Source organism: Alishewanella sp. WH16-1 (assembly GCF_001441695.1).
In the GTDB taxonomy this organism is placed as follows: domain Bacteria; phylum Pseudomonadota; class Gammaproteobacteria; order Enterobacterales; family Alteromonadaceae; genus Alishewanella; species Alishewanella agri.
This window is the reverse complement of sequence record NZ_LCWL01000112.1, coordinates 21,682-37,739: the sequence shown is the minus strand read 5'-3', so window position 1 is coordinate 37,739 and position 16,058 is coordinate 21,682. Positions and strand designations below refer to the sequence as shown.

Below are 16,058 nucleotides of genomic sequence, written 5' to 3'. Positions count from 1 at the left end.
GCCATCCATTTGTTGTTATTGCAGCACTTTTACCGCTATGTTCTCGCCTTTTTGCTGCTTTTTCAGTAAACGTTTCGTCCGGTCGATCACATCGCCCACCAGCTGCCCGCAGGCGGCGTCGATATCATCACCGCGGGTTTTACGTACCATAACAGTAAAACCGTGTTCTTGTAAGACCTTGTTAAAGCGATCAATCCGTGAATTGCTGGAGCGCTTATACGGCGAACCCGGATACGGATTGAATGGAATAAGATTAATCTTAGATGGCGTATCTTTCAATGCTTTAGCGAGTTCATGCGCCTGATCAGTGCTGTCATTGATGCCTTCCAGCATCACATATTCCACCGTGACCTTATCATTGGCCTTAGAATGCTCAATATAACGCCGCGAGGCCGCCAGAAATTCTTCCATTGGGTATTTTTTGTTTACCGGCACCAGCTCGTCGCGCAGCGCATTATTCGGCGCGTGCAACGAGATCGCTAAGGCCACATCAATCTTTTCACGCAGTAAATCCAGGGCCGGTACTACACCTGAAGTACTGAGCGTGACCCTGCGCTTTGATAAACCAAAGCCGAAGTCTTCCATCATCAGTTCCATCGCGGGTACCACGTTATTCAGATTGAGCAGCGGTTCACCCATACCCATCATCACCACGTTAGTGACTGGCTTTTCACCGGTATCACCAAAGCTGCCGATAATCTGCGATACCCGCCACACCTGACCGATAATTTCTGAGACACTGAGGTTACGGTTAAAGCCTTGCTGCGCCGTAGAACAGAAGGAACAATCCAGTGCGCAACCCACCTGCGACGACACACAAAGGGTACGGCGATCTTTTTCCGGGATCCAGACGGTTTCGACTTCCTGACCACCTTCCAGCGCCATCACAAACTTGATGGTGCCATCGGCACTGTCCTGACGGGTGGCCACGACCGGCGCCTTAATCACGCAGCGTGCCTTTAACAGATCGCGGAGTTTTTTGTTGATATTGGTCATTTTGTCGAAATCATCGACACAGAAGTGATAAATCCACTTCATCACCTGATCAGCGCGGAATGGCTTTTCGCCAAGACTGACAAAGAACTCTTGCATTTGCGACCGGGTCAGGTCCAGCAAATTGACGACTTCGGGGGTGTTGCTCATGCCAGTAAACTCCAGCTAACCAATATCAACAAAAAACTTTCTTCCTGCAGTGCTTAATGCACTAAGGGGGCTGCTGCCCCCTTAGTCTCTTTGCAGACAGCTACCGGATTAACGGGTACGGCTGCACAGCTCAGCGTCAGTGAAGAAGTAGGCAATTTCACGGGCTGCAGAAGCCGCAGCGTCTGAACCGTGTACCGCATTCTCATCGATGCTGGCAGCGAAATCCGCACGTAAAGTACCGGCTAAAGCATCTTTCGGGTTAGTGGCACCCATGATTTCACGGTTCTTACGTACAGCGTCTTCACCTTCTAATACCTGTACCATTACCGGGCCAGACGTCATAAAAGATACCAGCGCGTTGAAGAATGGACGCTCTTTGTGCTCAGCGTAGAAACCTTCAGCCTGTTCCCGGCTTAAGTGTAACATCTTGGCAGCAACAATGCGCAGGCCAGCGGCTTCAAAGCGGCTGTAAATTGCGCCGATCAGATTCTTCGCTACGGCATCCGGCTTCACGATAGAGAAAGTACGTTCTAAGGCCATGTCAGGCTCCTGTTAGTCTAAAGGGTTAAAATTTTGGGCGGCAAAGTATACGCTAAAATCGAAAAAAAACCTAATGCCCTTCGCTAACCATATTGACGGTATATTTTGGAATTTCGACTACCAGATCTTCATCGGCAATAATAGCCTGACAGCCTAAACGTGATTCCGGCTCTAAACCCCAGGCTTTGTCCAGCATATCATCCTCCAGCTCGTCACTCGGATTTAGCGAGTAAAAGCCCTCGCGCACGATCACATGACAGGTGGTACAAGCACAGGATTTTTCGCAGGCATGCTCAATCGCGATACCGTTTTTCAACGCCACATCCAATACCGTCTCACCGCTTTTGGCTTCAAGTGCCGCCCCTTTAGGGCACAACTCTGGATGGGGTAAAAATACGATTTGGGGCATGTTAGACCTCGTCGACTTTATGACCCTGCAGCGCCAGCCGGATCGATTTATCCATCCGTCGTGCCGCAAAATCATCGGTTAATTGGTTAGTGTGTTCGATCGCGGCTTTAATGGCTGCCGTATCGCCTTGCTGTTTCAGCTCCGCTAGCTGGCGTAGTGCCTCGCGGATGGTGGTTAATTCATGTTCGTTCAGTAGTGAGGCATCAGTGGCCAGCGCGGCACTGACCGCTTCCAGCACCCGCTCCGCTTCGACTTGCTGCTCACGCAATAAGCGCTGCTGCATATCCTGCCGTGCATATTGCATCGAGCCACTAATCATCTGCGCCACCTGATCATCAGTCAGGCCATAAGAAGGCTTCACCTGAATATTGGCCTGCACGCCGGTGGATTTTTCCATCGCACTGACGCTAAGCAAACCATCGGCATCGACCTGGAACGTGACGCGGATATGGGCACCGCCAGCCGGCATCGGTGGAATACCACGTAGCTCGAAACGCGCCAGCGACCGGCAATCTTCGACCAGCTCACGCTCACCCTGTACCACATGGATCGCCATCGCCGTCTGACCATCTTTAAAGGTGGTAAATTCCTGCGCCCGCGCCACCGGGATCACGGTATTACGCGGGATAATTTTTTCGGTCAGGCCACCCATGGTTTCAATGCCCAGCGACAGCGGGATCACATCCAGCAGCAGGGTTTCATTATCGGCCTTATTGCCAACCAGTACATTGGCCTGAATCGCCGCGCCAATAGCAACGACCTGGTCCGGGTCAATCGAGGTTAATGGCTCAGTACCAAAAAAAGCTGCCACTTGTTGACGTACCAGGGGAACCCGGGTTGAACCACCGACCATTACCACTTTTAACACCTCATCGGTAGTTAAACCGGCATCGCGTAAACTCTGCCGGCAAGCCCGGATAGTTTGTTTTACCAGTGGGCTAATCAGTTCTTCAAATTGCTGGCGAGTTACACTGCCCGTTAGCTGCTTGCCATCGGCACTAAAGCTATAATCGGTGCTCTCGCTGTCTGTCAGCCGCTCTTTAATGGCTTTGGCTTGTTGCTGATATTGCCGGCGGGCACTGGCCGACAGGCTGTGCTGGTCATGTTGCTGCTGCAAAAAGCTCACCAGCGCCTGATCAAAATCATCACCACCCAGTGCCGAATCGCCACCGGTTGCCAGCACTTCAAACACGCCACGTCGTAAGCGTAGAATTGAAATATCAAAGGTGCCACCGCCTAAATCATAAACGGCGATAATGCCTTCCTGACCCGAATCAAGGCCATAAGCCAGTGCCGCTGCCGTCGGCTCATTTAACAAGCGCAGCACATTGAGACCGGCTAGTTTAGCGGCATCTTTGGTAGCCTGGCGCTGTGCATCATCAAAATAGGCTGGCACCGTAATAACGACACCATTAAGCTCACCGCCGAGGGTTTGACTGGCGGTATTAGCCAGGGTAGCCAGAATTTCTGCAGAGACTTCCACCGGGTTTTTCACGCCGGCAGCCGTTTCAATCGCTACCAAGCCGCTTTGTTCAATCAGCTGATAGGGTAATTTTTCGTTCAGCGCCAGCGTTTCCTGATAGCCTTTGCCCATCAGACGCTTTACCGACACTATGGTATTATCCGGATCACTGACGGCGGCCGCGACGGCTGCGGAGCCCACCACAACCTGCGCTGCGCCATATTGCACCACTGAGGGTACCATCGCCTCACCCGCCTGATTCAGCAGTACTTTGGCTTCGCCACTGCGGACTGTCGCCACCAGCGAGTTGGTGGTGCCCAGATCAATACCGGCAGCCAATTTATGTTGATGCGGCGCCGCGCTCTGGCCCGGCTCGGCAATTTGTAATAACGCCATAATGAATTCAGTCTTGTAGTTGCTGTTCGATTAACTCCAGCTCTTGCTGCAGTTTGTAGAAGAATTTTAGCTTACGTACCAGTTCTGCTGCCAGCTGATCCTGCTCTGCCGTAGTAGCAGCCAGCGCCTGATGTAAGTCTTTGAGTAAGGCTTTGCGTTGTTGCTGTAACTGCTGTTCGATTGCAAACAGTGCCTGCTCGGGATCCGGCTCGGCCGATAATTCAGCCAACTGCTCACGCAATTCCATTTGTTGCATTAAAAACTCTGGATCGGTAAAGCTGCGTTGTTCGTTACTGAGCTTAATACCGCGCAGCGCCAGCATGTGCTCAGCGCGGAGCAGCGGGTGTTTCAGGCTGTGATAAGCATCGTTAATATTGGCGGTTTGCTGCACGGCAAGCAGCCGGTCCCGCTCTGAACCGGCGGCAAAGTTATCCGGATGAAACCGCTTTTGCAGTGCCAGATAGCGCGAACCCAGCTCTGCCAGATCCAGTTCAAACTGTTCTGGCAGATCAAACAACTGAAAATAGTTCATCGTGCCTCAGTGCCTGACTTATACCGTGAAGCTTTCGCCGCAACCGCACTCGCCGTTAACATTCGGGTTGTTAAATTTGAAGCCTTCGTTCAGACCTTCTTTAACGAAATCCAGCTGAGTACCGTCGATATAGACCAGACTTTTGCCATCCACCACCAGCTTTAAGCCGTGATCTTCAAACACCTGGTCATCTTCGTTCAGCTCATCGACAAATTCCAGCACATAGGCCAAACCAGAACAACCGGTAGTTTTTACGCCAACCCGTAATCCGACCCCCTTGCCACGGTTCTGTAGAAAACTACTGACCCGCTCAGCTGCCGCCGCTGTCATCGAAATCGCCATCTGGCCTTAGCCTCCGCGCTTCTGTTTGTAATCAGCGATTGCAGCTTTGATGGCATCTTCAGCCAGGATTGAGCAGTGAATTTTTACCGGCGGCAACGCCAGTTCCTGCGCAATGTCGGTGTTTTTGATCTGCTGGGCTTCGTCCAGTGTCTTGCCTTTAACCCATTCGGTTACCAGTGAACTGGAGGCAATAGCACTGCCACAACCATAGGTTTTAAACTTGGCATCTTCAATGATGCCTTGTTCATTAACCTTAATTTGCAGCTTCATTACGTCACCGCAAGCAGGTGCGCCGACCATACCGGTGGCAACACTGGGATCATCTTTAGCGAAAGAACCAACGTTACGCGGGTTTTCGTAGTGATCAATTACTTTGTTACTGTATGCCATGATAATTACCTCTTTGCTGGTGTGCGCTTAGTGCGCGACCCAGGCTACAGTGTTTAAATCAATACCGTCTTTGTACATATCCCACAGCGGCGACATTTCGCGCAGCTTGGCGATAGCTTCATGTACAATTTTAATGGTGTGGTCAATCTGTTCTTCGGTAGTAAAACGGCCGATACTAAAACGAATTGAACTGTGTGCCAATTCATCTGACAGCCCCAGAGCCCGCAGCACATAAGATGGCTCTAAGCTGGCAGAGGTACAGGCTGAACCTGAAGACACGGCGATATCTTTTAGCGCCATAATCAGCGACTCACCTTCAACATAGTTAAAGCTGACGTTGGTAATATTCGGTACCCGAGCCTTGGCATCACCGTTTAAAAATACCTGTTCAATATCTTTAATGCCGTTCCACAAGCGATCGCGCAGTGCGGTGATCCGCTGCTGCTCTGCGGCCATTTCTTCTTTGGCCAGGCGGAAGGCTTCACCCATCGCAACGATTTGGTGTGTCGCCAAGGTGCCTGAACGCATACCGCGCTCATGACCACCACCATGGGTTTGTGCTTCTAAACGAATCCGAGGCTTACGACGCACGAACAGAGCGCCAATACCTTTAGGGCCATAGGTTTTATGACCAGAGAACGACATTAAATCGACTTTCAGCTGCTGCAGATCAATCTCAACCTTGCCGGTGGCCTGAGCGGCATCAACATGGAAAATAATACCTTTACTGCGACACAGTTCACCTATTGCCGCAACATCCTGCACCACGCCAATTTCGTTATTCACCATCATAATGCTGACAACAGTGGTATCCGGGCGCATGGCTTGTTCTAATTTAACCAGATCAACCAGACCGTTGGCTTCCACGTCCAGATAAGTCACTTCAAAGCCGTCACGCTCTAACTGGCGCATAGTATCTAACACCGCTTTGTGTTCGGTTTTGACGGTGATCAGGTGTTTACCTTTTTTATGGTAGAACTCGGCAGCGCCTTTAATCGCCAGGTTATTCGACTCGGTCGCGCCTGAGGTAAAAACGATTTCGCGCGGGTCGGCATTTACCAGCTCCGCAATTTGACTGCGGGCGATCTCTACCGCTTCTTCAGCTTGCCAGCCAAAACGATGCGAACGTGACGCCGGATTACCAAACTGGCCATCCATTGTCAGGAATTGCATCATTTTCTCAGCAACCCGCGGATCAACCGGGGTAGTCGCAGCATAGTCTAAATAAATGGGTAGCTTCATTGTTGGCTCCGTGTTGCGCTTACAGCTGACAGCTGACTTCGATATCAGTTGCCGGATTCTTTACTTTACGGCTTTGTTGCAAAGCGGTTTGCCGCACTTCTTCCTGATTGACCAGCTCTTCAAGGCTGATATTGGTCAGGAAGTCTTCAATTCGATGACTTAGATTGCTCCACAGGGTGTGGGTCAGACAACGGGCACCGCCATGACAATCTGACTTGCCCTGACAGCGGGTGGCATCAACTGACTCATCTACCGCCGCAATCACTGCAGAAACAGAAATTGCCGCCGCCGGCAGACCTAACTGATAGCCCCCGCCCGGGCCTCGCACACTACTGACCAGGCCCTGCTTACGTAAACGGGCAAATAATTGCTCAAGGTAAGACAATGAAATACCTTGCCGCTCAGAGATATCAGCTAGCGGTACTGGGCCTTTGACAGCGTGCAAAGCCACGTCCAGCATGGCGGTAACAGCATAACGGCCTTTGGAGGTTAAACGCATAGTCAACTCCTGTTGCAGAATGCTGCTATTGTACATTCCTGACTATTTTAGTCAAGTATAAACCCGACTAAAACAGTCAGGTATTAAGCGCCGCTAGTTTCGTCTTCTTTACGCCGCTGCTCGGCGGCACGTTGTTCGGCCAGTTTAAATTCGGCTTCGTCAATCTTCACTTGCGGCAGCTCAGAACAGACATTCCCCCCCAGCTGATTGACGCTCTGGCACAGCTCGGTAACCTTGTTATCCAGAAAATGGATATGATCCAATAAACTTCCAATCGCATTAGCCACCGGATCCGGGTTATCTGCCGACACCGCATAAGCATCAAAGCCAAACTTCTTCGCCAGTTGTTGCCGCTGCGCTGAGGTTTCAGCGTCCGTCTTGGCAACAATCCGCCCCGGAATACCGACCACAGTACAACCCGCCGGCACATCTTTTACCACCACGGCATTCGAACCGATACGGGCATTTTCACCAACATATAAGGGCCCCAACACCTTGGCGCCGGCGCCAATCACTACACCTTTCCCCAGGGTCGGATGGCGCTTGCCAGGGCTCCAACTGGTACCGCCCAGTGTCACGCCATGATACAGGGTACAGTCATCGCCAATTTCTGCCGTTTCCCCGATCACTACACCCATACCATGATCGATAAAAAAACGCCGGCCAATCCGCGCGCCGGGATGGATTTCAACGCCCGTTAACCAGCGGCCAATAGTACTTAACCAGCGCGCCAGCCATTTCCAATTCGCCCGCCATAATTTATGACTCAGCCGGTGTAGCCAGATGGCATGTAAACCCGGATAGGTAGTTAATACCTCAAAAGTACTGCGCGCCGCCGGATCGCGATCAAATACACTGCGAATATCTTCTTTGATACCGGAAAACATGCCAATTACTCCTTGTGAGTAGTCTGATCCACTTTTTCCAACCGCAACATCGAGGTCAGGATACCGCGTAAAATATTGTATTCGGCTTCCTCCGGCCGCGCCCGGGTAAACAAGCGACGCAACTTGGTCATCACTACACCTGGATGTTGCTTGATAATAAAGCCGGTATGCGTCAGCGCCGTTTCCAAATGCTGAAAAAAGTTTTCCATTTGTAGCGACGTCGGATAAACCGCGAGATCACTTTCCTGCGTCTGTTGCTGCGAAGCTAAATACGCCATGCGTACTTCGTAACAGAAAATCTGTACCGCCATCGCCAGATTCAGTGAGCTGTATTCCGGATTGGCCTCGATACAAACATGGTAGTTACACAGCTGTAATTCTTCGTTACTCAAACCATTACTTTCGCGGCCAAATACCAGCGCCACCGGTGCTGTCGCAGCTTGCTGCACGGCTTTGATACCGCATTCGCGGCTGGATAACATCGGCCAGCTTAGGGTACGGGAGCGGGCGCTGCTGCCTATCACCAGCGCACAATCAGCAATGGCTTGTTCAAGGGTGTCAAAGGTTTTGGCTGCAGCCAGAATTTCACTGGCACCGGCCGCCAACGCATAAGCCTGCCCATCCGGTGCCGTCTTTGGTGCTACCAGACACAGTTGCGATAAGCCCATGGTTTTCATGGCTCGCGCCACTGAACCGATATTACCCGTATGCGTGGTGCCAACTAATACGACTTTAATCTGATCTAACATAGGACAACCTGCACTAAAAAGGTCGGCTATTCTAACATAGCCATTGGGTATTGTAGATTGAAATTTAGCAGTCTAGCCACCCAAATCGTCAGAAGTAAGCCATTGCCAAAAGCCGCTGCATTTCGACGGCTGCTTTGCTAAACTATCGCCACTTTTAGAAGGAGCTGTTGATGTTAACCCAACTGAGCCGTGTTCTGAGTCGTCCTACCCTGCTGTTAAGCAGCCTGTTACTGTCATCTGCAGTGGTTGCAACCACCCCCGCAGCCAGCCTTGAACAGGCAGTAAATAACAATCCTTTGCGCTCGGCAGCCAATGTTGCGCGCGACCAATATCGCAATCCGCTGCCGACGCTGCAGTTTTTTGAAGTAACGCCGCAAGCCACAGTGGTAGAAATTTCCCCGGGTGCCGGCTGGTATACCGAAATTCTGGCGCCCTTGCTTGCTGAACAAGGTGTTTATTACGCTGCCCACTTTCCTGCCAGCGCAGAAGGTTATGGCCAACGTAGCCGTCAGGCCTTTATTGAGAAGCTGGCCACCGATCCAGCCTACAGCAAAGTGAAGATCACAGAGTTTGCCCCCCGCCCCGGCGTGGAAATTGCGCCTGCCGGTAGCGCAGATGTGGTGCTGACCTTCCGCAACCTGCACAACTGGTATATTGCCGGTGGCGAGGAAGCGATGCTGACCGCCTTCGCCCATTTTTATACCGCTTTAAAGCCTGGTGGTGTGCTCGGTATCGTCGAACACCGTTTACCTGAAAGTAAGCTTGACAGCGACTGGACCCGCAGCGGCTATATGCCGGAAAGTCTGACCATTAAACTGGCAGAACAGGCTGGCTTTACGCTGGAAGCGCGCAGTGAGATTAATGCGAACCCGAAAGATAAGGCAGACCACCCTAACGGGGTCTGGACCTTGCCGCCTAGTTTGCGACTGGGTGATCAGGATCGGGAAAAATATTTGGCCATCGGTGAAAGTGACCGCATGACCCTGAAGTTTCGGAAACCTGCTACGCCCTGATGTCGGGCGTCCTGACTAAAAACGGAAAAACTGATGAAAGTAATGGTAATAGGTGGTGGTGGTCGCGAACATGCTCTGGCCTGGAAAGCGGCGCAATCGCCGTTGGTCACTCAGGTGTTTGTGGCACCGGGGAATGCTGGTACGGCACTGGAAAGCAATTTACATAATGTGGCCATTGCCGCAGATGATGTTGATGCCTTGCTGGCCTTTGCTCAGCAAGAGCAGATCGCGCTAACTATCGTTGGTCCGGAAGCGCCGCTGGCGAAAGGAGTCGTGGATAAATTCCGCGCTGCCGGCCTGGCGATTTTCGGCCCAACCCGTGCAGCCGCACAGTTGGAAAGTTCGAAAGCTTTTGCGAAGGACTTTTTAGCCCGGCATCAGATCCCAACCGCTGCTTACCAGAACTTTACTGACATTAGCGCCGCAAAAGACTATGTGCGTCGTTTAGGCACGCCTATCGTAATTAAAGCCGATGGTCTGGCCGCAGGCAAAGGTGTGATTATCGCCCAAACGGAAGCCGAAGCCTTTGCCGCGATCGACGATATGCTCAGTGGCAATAAATTTGGTGATGCCGGCAGCCGCGTAGTGATTGAAGAATTCCTGACCGGTGAAGAAGCGTCCTTTATCGTGATGGTTGATGGTCAACATGCGCTGGCCTTCGCGTCGTCACAGGATCACAAAGCCCGTGATAATGCTGACAAAGGGCCGAATACCGGTGGTATGGGCGCGTACTCGCCGGCACCAGTGGTTACCCCCCAAGTACACGACTGGGTAATGCAACAGGTGATTTATCCGACCGTCCGCGGTATGGCCGCCGAGGGTAATGTGTTTACCGGCTTCCTGTATGCCGGTCTGATGATTGCGCCGGATGGCTCGGCAAAAGTACTCGAATTTAACTGCCGCTTTGGCGATCCGGAAACGCAGCCGATTATGCTGCGGCTGCAGTCGGATCTGGTGGCGCTGTGTCAGGCTGCGGTGGACGGTAAACTGGATCAAATGCAGCTTGACTTCAATCCACTGGCCGCAGTGGGTGTGGTTCTGGCCGCTGGTGGTTATCCGGATACCTATGCTAAAGGCAAGGTTATTAGCGGGCTGGAACAAGCTGCGACCTTGCCGGGTAAAGTATTCCACGCCGGTACTGAACTAAAAGACGGTCAGGTGCTGACGAACGGTGGCCGGGTACTGTGTGCGACTGCGCTGGGTGATACTGTCACCGCCGCGCAACAAGCGGCTTATAAACTGGCGGCGGCGATTAGCTGGGAGCAGCTGTATTACCGCACCGACATTGGTTATCGGGCTGTGGCACGTGAACAGCAGCAATAACCTTTAAATATTTTTGCAAAAGGTGCTGCGGCACCTTTTTTTATCGGACATCCAATATGTATAAATTTTTATGGCTTGTCGTTGCCGGCGCTTTAACAGCTGGCTGTCAACAGGCACCGCTGACTTGTCAGTCAGTAACACACAGTATTGCGCAAACTCAGGGCCAGGGTGAAGAAAGCCCGCTGCTTGGCAAAACAGTAACCATCCAGGGGATGGTGTTGGGCGTGGTATATGCCGATGGTCCTCTGCCCGGTCTGATGATACAGAGCCTGAGTCCGGATCAGGATCCGCTAACCGCCGAGGCCATTTTTGTTGCTTTAGCTAACGCGCAACAGTATCAAAGTGGTCAAATCCTACAACTAAGCGGCACGGTGGCAGAGGTTGAACAATTGACCAGCCTGATCGATGCCACTGTGCTCGATACCTGCGGCAGCGGCGAAACAAAGCCAGTAAGTCTGACCTTACCGCTGCCGCCAGAGCTGAGCTGGGAAGCTTACGAAGGGATGTGGCTGCGGATCGAACAACCGCTGGTCGTGACCGACAGTTTTAATCTTGGCCGCTATGGCGAGCTGATGTTGGCCGATAAGCGCTTAATGGTGCCGACCCAGGTGGTAGCACCCGGTGCAGCGGCGCAGCAGCTGGCGGCGGACTATACCAGACGGAGCATCTTGCTGGATGATGGCAGCTATCGCCAGAATCCTGATCCACTGCCCTATCCGGACACCAGTCTTAGCGCTTATCAAACGCTGAGAGTGGGCGATCAGGTGTTAAACATTGAAGGTATTTTGCATCAGGATGAGCGCGGCTATCGTTTGCTACCTACCGCCAAGCCGACTTTTGTTAGCAGCAACCCCAGACCTGAAGCGCCGGCAAAAACAGCAACTAATGAGCTACGCATAGCGAGCTACAATGTGCTGAACTTTTTTACCGGTCATGGCCAGGCTGAAGCCTTTCCAACCCGTCGTGGTGCCCGTAATCCGACTGAACTGCAGCGTCAACAGGAGAAACTGGTGGCAGCCCTGTTGGCGTTGGATGCGGATATTATCGGTTTGTTAGAACTGGAAAATAATGGCTATGCTGATGGCAGTGCCAGTGCGACCTTGCTGGCGGCGCTTAATGCACGCAGTAGTGAGCCTTACCAACAAGTGATCGCACCGGTAACCCCGGGTGGTGACGATATTAAAGTGGGTATTTTTTATCGCCCAAGTCGGGTTAGCGCCGAAGGGCAGGCGGCAACGCAAACGGCAGCCCCCTTTACCCGTCTGCATCGCCCGCCTCTGGCACAAAGCTTCCGTCATACTGCCTCGGGCGAACTGGTAACTGTCACCATTAATCATTTCAAATCCAAAGGTAGCTGCCCAAGGCGCGGCAGTAGCGATTATCTGTTACAACGCGATCAGGGGGATGGTCAGGCGTGCTGGAATGCCGCCCGGTTGGAAGCGGCGGCAGCAATGCACAGCTGGTTGGCAACTCAGCCAACCGGTGTGAATACCGACTATCAGGTGATTATGGGTGATTTTAATGCCTACCGGCAGGAAGATCCGATCCGCTGGTTTGAACAGCAGGGCTGGCAGTATCTGGACGATGGTAAAGCCGACTCTTACTCGTTCGTGTTTCGCGGCCAGAGTGGCTCGCTGGACCACCTGCTAACCACCCCGGCGCTGGCCGGAAAACTGGTGAGCTTTACACATTGGCCGATTAATGCCGATGAGCCAGTCCTACTGGATTACAGCACCCGCTTTAAACCGGCCAGTCAGCGAGAGCAATTATTTGCCCCGCTGCCCTATCGTTCCTCTGATCACGATCCGATCTTAGCAACCTTCCGCTTTTAAATACTTCCCAGTGCCAGCAGCATCAGGCTGATGGCACTGGCCATTGAGGCCAGCCAAATCAAGCTGCGCGCGGTTGCCCAGTCTAGCCAATAACAAAATAAGTACGCCACCCGACACGCGACAAAGCTCCAGGCTAACAACTGCATGGTGTCACTGACCTGCCCCACTGCGATCACCATCAATACTGCGACACTAAAGAACGCCAGCGCTTCAAAGCTATTGTAGTGCGCTGCTGTGCAGCGCTGACCGAAACCAGTGAGTTGGCTTTGTTGCTGCCGCGGATAATGGTTGTTGTAGCCACCGGCCCGCTGCATTGCCCAAACCAAAGGTAGCTTGGCCAGGTAAGGCAAAAAAGCAATAATCAATAACGGCAATAAGATGCCAGACATGCGAATTTCTCCTGTTAGACGCTCTGTGATACCAGCTTGTACTCGGCACAGCTATTTCGGATCAACAAAAAGGCAGGTTGCGTAATGACCTCAGGATCCGCTAAGGTACTTTTCAGTTCAGCTTAAGGTATGCCTTATGTCACACAAAAATCCAATTATTGCCGTCACCGGCTCTTCCGGTGCCGGCACCACCACAACCAGTAATGCGTTTAAACATATTTTCCGTACCCTCGGTATCGACGCCGCCTTTGTTGAGGGCGATTGTTTTCACCGCTACAGCCGGCCAGAAATGGATGTGGCAGTGCGCAAAGCAAAGGAAGAGGGACGGCATATCAGCTACTTTGGCGCTGAAGCCAATGATTTTGGTGCGCTGGAAAACTTCTTTGCCAGCTATGCGGAAAATGGCACCGGCCGCATCCGTCATTACCTGCATACCTTTGACGAAGCCGTGCCCTATAATCAACTACCGGGTACCTTTACGCCCTGGCAAGACCTGCGGCCAAATACCGATCTGCTGTTTTACGAAGGCTTACATGGCGCCGCAGTGACAGAACAACATAATGTCGCCCAGCATGTCGACTTGCTGATTGGTATGGTGCCGATCGTCAATCTGGAATGGATTCAGAAAATTATCCGCGATACGTCGGAACGCGGCCACAGCCGCGAAGCTGTGCAAGCCAGCATAGTACGCAGTATGGAAGATTACTTTAACCATATTACACCGCAGTTCTCGCGCACTCATATCAACTTTCAGCGGGTACCCACCGTTGATACCTCAAACCCGTTCAGTGCCAAAGACATCCCGTCATTGGATGAAAGCTTTGTGGTGATCCGTTTTCGCGGTATCAAACATGTAGATTTCCCGTACTATCTGCAAATGATTGACGGTGCCTTTATGTCGCGGGTTAACACTTTGGTCGTGCCAGGAGGCAAGATGGGGCTGGCGATGGAGCTGATCCTAACGCCACTGATTGAAGCACTGATGCAGAAAAGACGGGAAGCCCGCGGCCAGGGCTCATTGTTTAATATTTAAATCTTAAAAATAGAACAGCCAGCATAACGCTGGCTGTCAGGCGGTAAGCTAATACCGTTATTTCACTTCAGGCAGATTACGACCGTAAAAGATTTCTTTGATTTCACGGAATACTTTTTTCGTGATTTGCTTCTGCTCTTCCGGCGTCATCGAGTCGGTACCCATACCAAACAGGTAATTATTTAAATCCCCTTCTTTTAGCATCATCTTGGTATGGAACAGGTTTTCCTGATAGACGTTAACGTCGATCATCTGGAACGCTTTCTTCGTGTCTTCATCCATAAAGTTCTGGATTGAGGTAATCGGATGATCGATATAATGCTTAGTACCACTGACATCGCGGGTAAAACCCCGTACCCGATAGTCAATTGTCACCACATCCGATTCAAAACTGTGGATCAGAAAATTCAGCGCCTTTAATGGTGAAATAATACCGCAGGTAGATACTTCGATATCCGCGCGGAAAGTACAGATGCCATCATGCGGGTGCACTTCCGGGTAGGTATGAACACAAATATGACTTTTATCCAGATGCGCCACTACGGCATCCGGCCGCGGCCCGGGGTTTTCTGAATTATCCGGATCGATTAATACCGGCTCTTCACTAACCAGAATGGTGACGCTGGCACCTTGCGGATCATAGTCCTGCCGGGCGATATTCAATATATTGGCGCCGATAATATCCACCACTTCAGTCAGGATATCAGTCAGGCGATCCGCATTGTATTGCTCATCAATATATTCAATATATTCCTGCCGATGCTGTTCGGTTTTGGCATAACAGATATCGTACAGACTAAAACTTAAACTCTTGGTCAGGTTATTAAAACCATGTAGTTTCAGTTTTTCAAAAGGCTTAACCAATTTCTTTGCTCTCCGCTAACGACGCACCAGACGCCGCAGTTAACTTTCAGCCTGACCTTGCAGTCACCCTAATTATTCAGCCTGTTTAATGCTGAACGAATGCGTTACTTTGACACTTTGAGCCAGCATGATCGATACAGAGCAATATTTTTCAGCAGACAGATTAACGGCCCGCTCAACCTGCTTTTCACTGACATCTGTACCTGTTACCACAAAATGCAAATGCAGTTTGGTAAAGACTTTAGGTACCGTCTCTGCCCGTTCGGCCGAGAGCTGTACTTCACAGTGCTGCACCTGTTGCCGGGCTTTTTGCAAAATCCCGACCACATCCACCGAGGAGCAGGCCCCAGCAGACATTAACAGCATTTCCATTGGCGTTGGAGCGGTATTACTGTCGCGGTCGGCATCAAACACCACGGCATGACCGCTACCAGAGCGCCCCAGAAAAGTCAGATTATTTACCCAGCTTACGGTTGCTTCCATCAGACTGACCCCAGCTCAATTTTAAGGCTGAGTATTCTACGGAAAAGTGGGCAGACAGGCCAGCAAAATTATCCTCGTCAGTAAGAGGCGTCAGCGATGATACGGCTTAGTCAAATAACGCGGCAATGGCGTTATCGAACAGATTTTTGATTAATAACGCGATCTCATAGATCAGATCTTGTTGCGGTTGGGTAGCCGGTTTATCCAGCACCGAAGAGAGGATTTCCTGAAAGTCATACATAATACCATCAACTTCGCGAATTATCAGCGAGCGGTGGTTGGTTTCCAGTTCGGTATGTTGGGTACAGAGAGCGATAATTTGTTCAGCGATTTTTTCTTCCAGCAACACACCTATGGTTTTACCACTGTCTGCCGCCGGCCCGGTTGCAGTAAAGAGTGCCAGATGTTCAGTTAGAAACTGGATCAGGTGTTCATATCCGGGTTTATCAATAACCATAGTGTACCTGTGCACCACTGACTGAAAAGCGACTGCCGGATAACTTGCCCGAACAGCGAAAGGTTTTCAATCA

The 16,058-nt window shown here is 51.4% G+C and carries 19 protein-coding genes; 4 read left to right on the top strand and 15 right to left on the bottom strand.

Annotated features, from left to right (window positions below):
* Positions 1-15 precede the first annotated feature (15 nt).
* The 11 genes from AAY72_RS11565 to trmJ form a co-directional block, all read right to left on the bottom strand.
* Positions 16-1,143 (bottom strand): bifunctional tRNA (adenosine(37)-C2)-methyltransferase TrmG/ribosomal RNA large subunit methyltransferase RlmN, encoded by a 1,128-nt coding sequence (locus AAY72_RS11565; RefSeq protein ID WP_008985634.1) that lies wholly within the window; start codon positions 1,141-1,143, stop codon positions 16-18.
* A 108-nt stretch (positions 1,144-1,251) separates the two neighbouring features.
* Positions 1,252-1,683 (bottom strand): nucleoside-diphosphate kinase, encoded by a 432-nt coding sequence (ndk, locus tag AAY72_RS11560; protein WP_008950043.1) that lies wholly within the window; start codon positions 1,681-1,683, stop codon positions 1,252-1,254.
* A gap of 70 nt (positions 1,684-1,753) precedes the next feature.
* Complete coding sequence (gene fdx / locus AAY72_RS11555) at positions 1,754-2,092, bottom strand: ISC system 2Fe-2S type ferredoxin (protein WP_008985633.1); 339 nt, start codon at positions 2,090-2,092, stop codon at positions 1,754-1,756.
* Position 2,093: 1 nt separating this feature from the next.
* Positions 2,094-3,950 (bottom strand): Fe-S protein assembly chaperone HscA, encoded by a 1,857-nt coding sequence (hscA, locus tag AAY72_RS11550; protein WP_057787625.1) that lies wholly within the window; start codon positions 3,948-3,950, stop codon positions 2,094-2,096.
* Between the two features lie 7 nt (positions 3,951-3,957).
* Positions 3,958-4,482 carry a co-chaperone HscB gene (gene hscB / locus AAY72_RS11545; protein ID WP_008985631.1) on the bottom strand — a complete coding sequence of 175 codons (525 nt, stop codon included), beginning with the start codon at positions 4,480-4,482 and terminating at the stop codon, positions 3,958-3,960.
* An 18-nt stretch (positions 4,483-4,500) separates the two neighbouring features.
* On the bottom strand, positions 4,501-4,824 hold the full coding sequence (iscA, locus tag AAY72_RS11540; protein WP_008985630.1) for an iron-sulfur cluster assembly protein IscA: 324 nt from the start codon (positions 4,822-4,824) through the stop codon (positions 4,501-4,503).
* A gap of 6 nt (positions 4,825-4,830) precedes the next feature.
* Positions 4,831-5,214: a Fe-S cluster assembly scaffold IscU gene (gene iscU, locus AAY72_RS11535; protein ID WP_008985629.1), complete on the bottom strand. Its 384-nt coding sequence runs from the start codon at positions 5,212-5,214 to the stop codon at positions 4,831-4,833.
* A 27-nt stretch (positions 5,215-5,241) separates the two neighbouring features.
* The gene (locus tag AAY72_RS11530) at positions 5,242-6,456 is read right to left on the bottom strand and encodes an IscS subfamily cysteine desulfurase (RefSeq protein WP_057787623.1); all 1,215 of its coding nucleotides are present in this window, start codon (positions 6,454-6,456) and stop codon (positions 5,242-5,244) included.
* A gap of 19 nt (positions 6,457-6,475) precedes the next feature.
* Positions 6,476-6,955, bottom strand: coding sequence for a Fe-S cluster assembly transcriptional regulator IscR (iscR, locus tag AAY72_RS11525; RefSeq protein WP_008608983.1), 480 nt, complete (start codon positions 6,953-6,955; stop codon positions 6,476-6,478).
* An 83-nt stretch (positions 6,956-7,038) separates the two neighbouring features.
* Positions 7,039-7,842: a serine O-acetyltransferase gene (gene cysE, locus AAY72_RS11520; protein ID WP_008985627.1), complete on the bottom strand. Its 804-nt coding sequence runs from the start codon at positions 7,840-7,842 to the stop codon at positions 7,039-7,041.
* Positions 7,843-7,847: 5 nt separating this feature from the next.
* The gene (trmJ, locus tag AAY72_RS11515) at positions 7,848-8,591 is read right to left on the bottom strand and encodes a tRNA (cytosine(32)/uridine(32)-2'-O)-methyltransferase TrmJ (RefSeq protein ID WP_008985626.1); all 744 of its coding nucleotides are present in this window, start codon (positions 8,589-8,591) and stop codon (positions 7,848-7,850) included.
* 170 nt (positions 8,592-8,761) lie between these two features.
* On the opposite strand from trmJ, the gene AAY72_RS11510 reads away from it, so the two are divergent.
* From AAY72_RS11510 to AAY72_RS11500, 3 genes are read left to right on the top strand one after another with little or no spacing between them, the layout of a single operon-like run.
* Entirely contained in the window at positions 8,762-9,604 is an 843-nt protein-coding gene (locus AAY72_RS11510; protein ID WP_057787621.1) for a class I SAM-dependent methyltransferase, read from the top strand.
* Positions 9,605-9,637: 33 nt separating this feature from the next.
* Entirely contained in the window at positions 9,638-10,927 is a 1,290-nt protein-coding gene (purD, locus tag AAY72_RS11505) for a phosphoribosylamine--glycine ligase (protein WP_057787619.1), read from the top strand.
* Between the two features lie 56 nt (positions 10,928-10,983).
* Complete coding sequence (locus AAY72_RS11500) at positions 10,984-12,759, top strand: ExeM/NucH family extracellular endonuclease (protein ID WP_057787617.1); 1,776 nt, start codon at positions 10,984-10,986, stop codon at positions 12,757-12,759.
* Here the strand turns inward: AAY72_RS11500 and AAY72_RS11495 are convergent.
* A complete protein-coding gene (locus AAY72_RS11495; protein WP_008985622.1) occupies positions 12,756-13,148 on the bottom strand; it encodes an MAPEG family protein in 393 nt (130 codons plus the stop codon). The two genes, AAY72_RS11500 and AAY72_RS11495, sit on opposite strands and share 4 nt — an antisense overlap.
* Positions 13,149-13,284: 136 nt before the next feature.
* Here AAY72_RS11495 and AAY72_RS11490 point away from each other — a divergent pair, with 136 nt between their 5' ends.
* A complete protein-coding gene (locus AAY72_RS11490) occupies positions 13,285-14,181 on the top strand; it encodes a phosphoribulokinase (RefSeq protein WP_008985621.1) in 897 nt (298 codons plus the stop codon).
* A gap of 57 nt (positions 14,182-14,238) precedes the next feature.
* Here the strand turns inward: AAY72_RS11490 and speD are convergent, their stop codons facing one another.
* The 3 genes from speD to AAY72_RS11475 all read right to left on the bottom strand — a co-directional run bounded on the left by speD (position 14,239) and on the right by AAY72_RS11475 (position 15,985).
* Positions 14,239-15,045, bottom strand: a complete 807-nt coding sequence (gene speD / locus AAY72_RS11485; RefSeq protein WP_008985620.1) for an adenosylmethionine decarboxylase — start codon at positions 15,043-15,045, stop codon at positions 14,239-14,241.
* A gap of 72 nt (positions 15,046-15,117) precedes the next feature.
* Positions 15,118-15,528: an OsmC family protein gene (locus AAY72_RS11480; RefSeq protein ID WP_008985619.1), complete on the bottom strand. Its 411-nt coding sequence runs from the start codon at positions 15,526-15,528 to the stop codon at positions 15,118-15,120.
* Positions 15,529-15,634: 106 nt separating this feature from the next.
* Positions 15,635-15,985, bottom strand: a complete 351-nt coding sequence (locus AAY72_RS11475; protein WP_008985618.1) for a DUF3802 family protein — start codon at positions 15,983-15,985, stop codon at positions 15,635-15,637.
* Between the last annotated feature and the right edge of the window lie 73 nt (positions 15,986-16,058).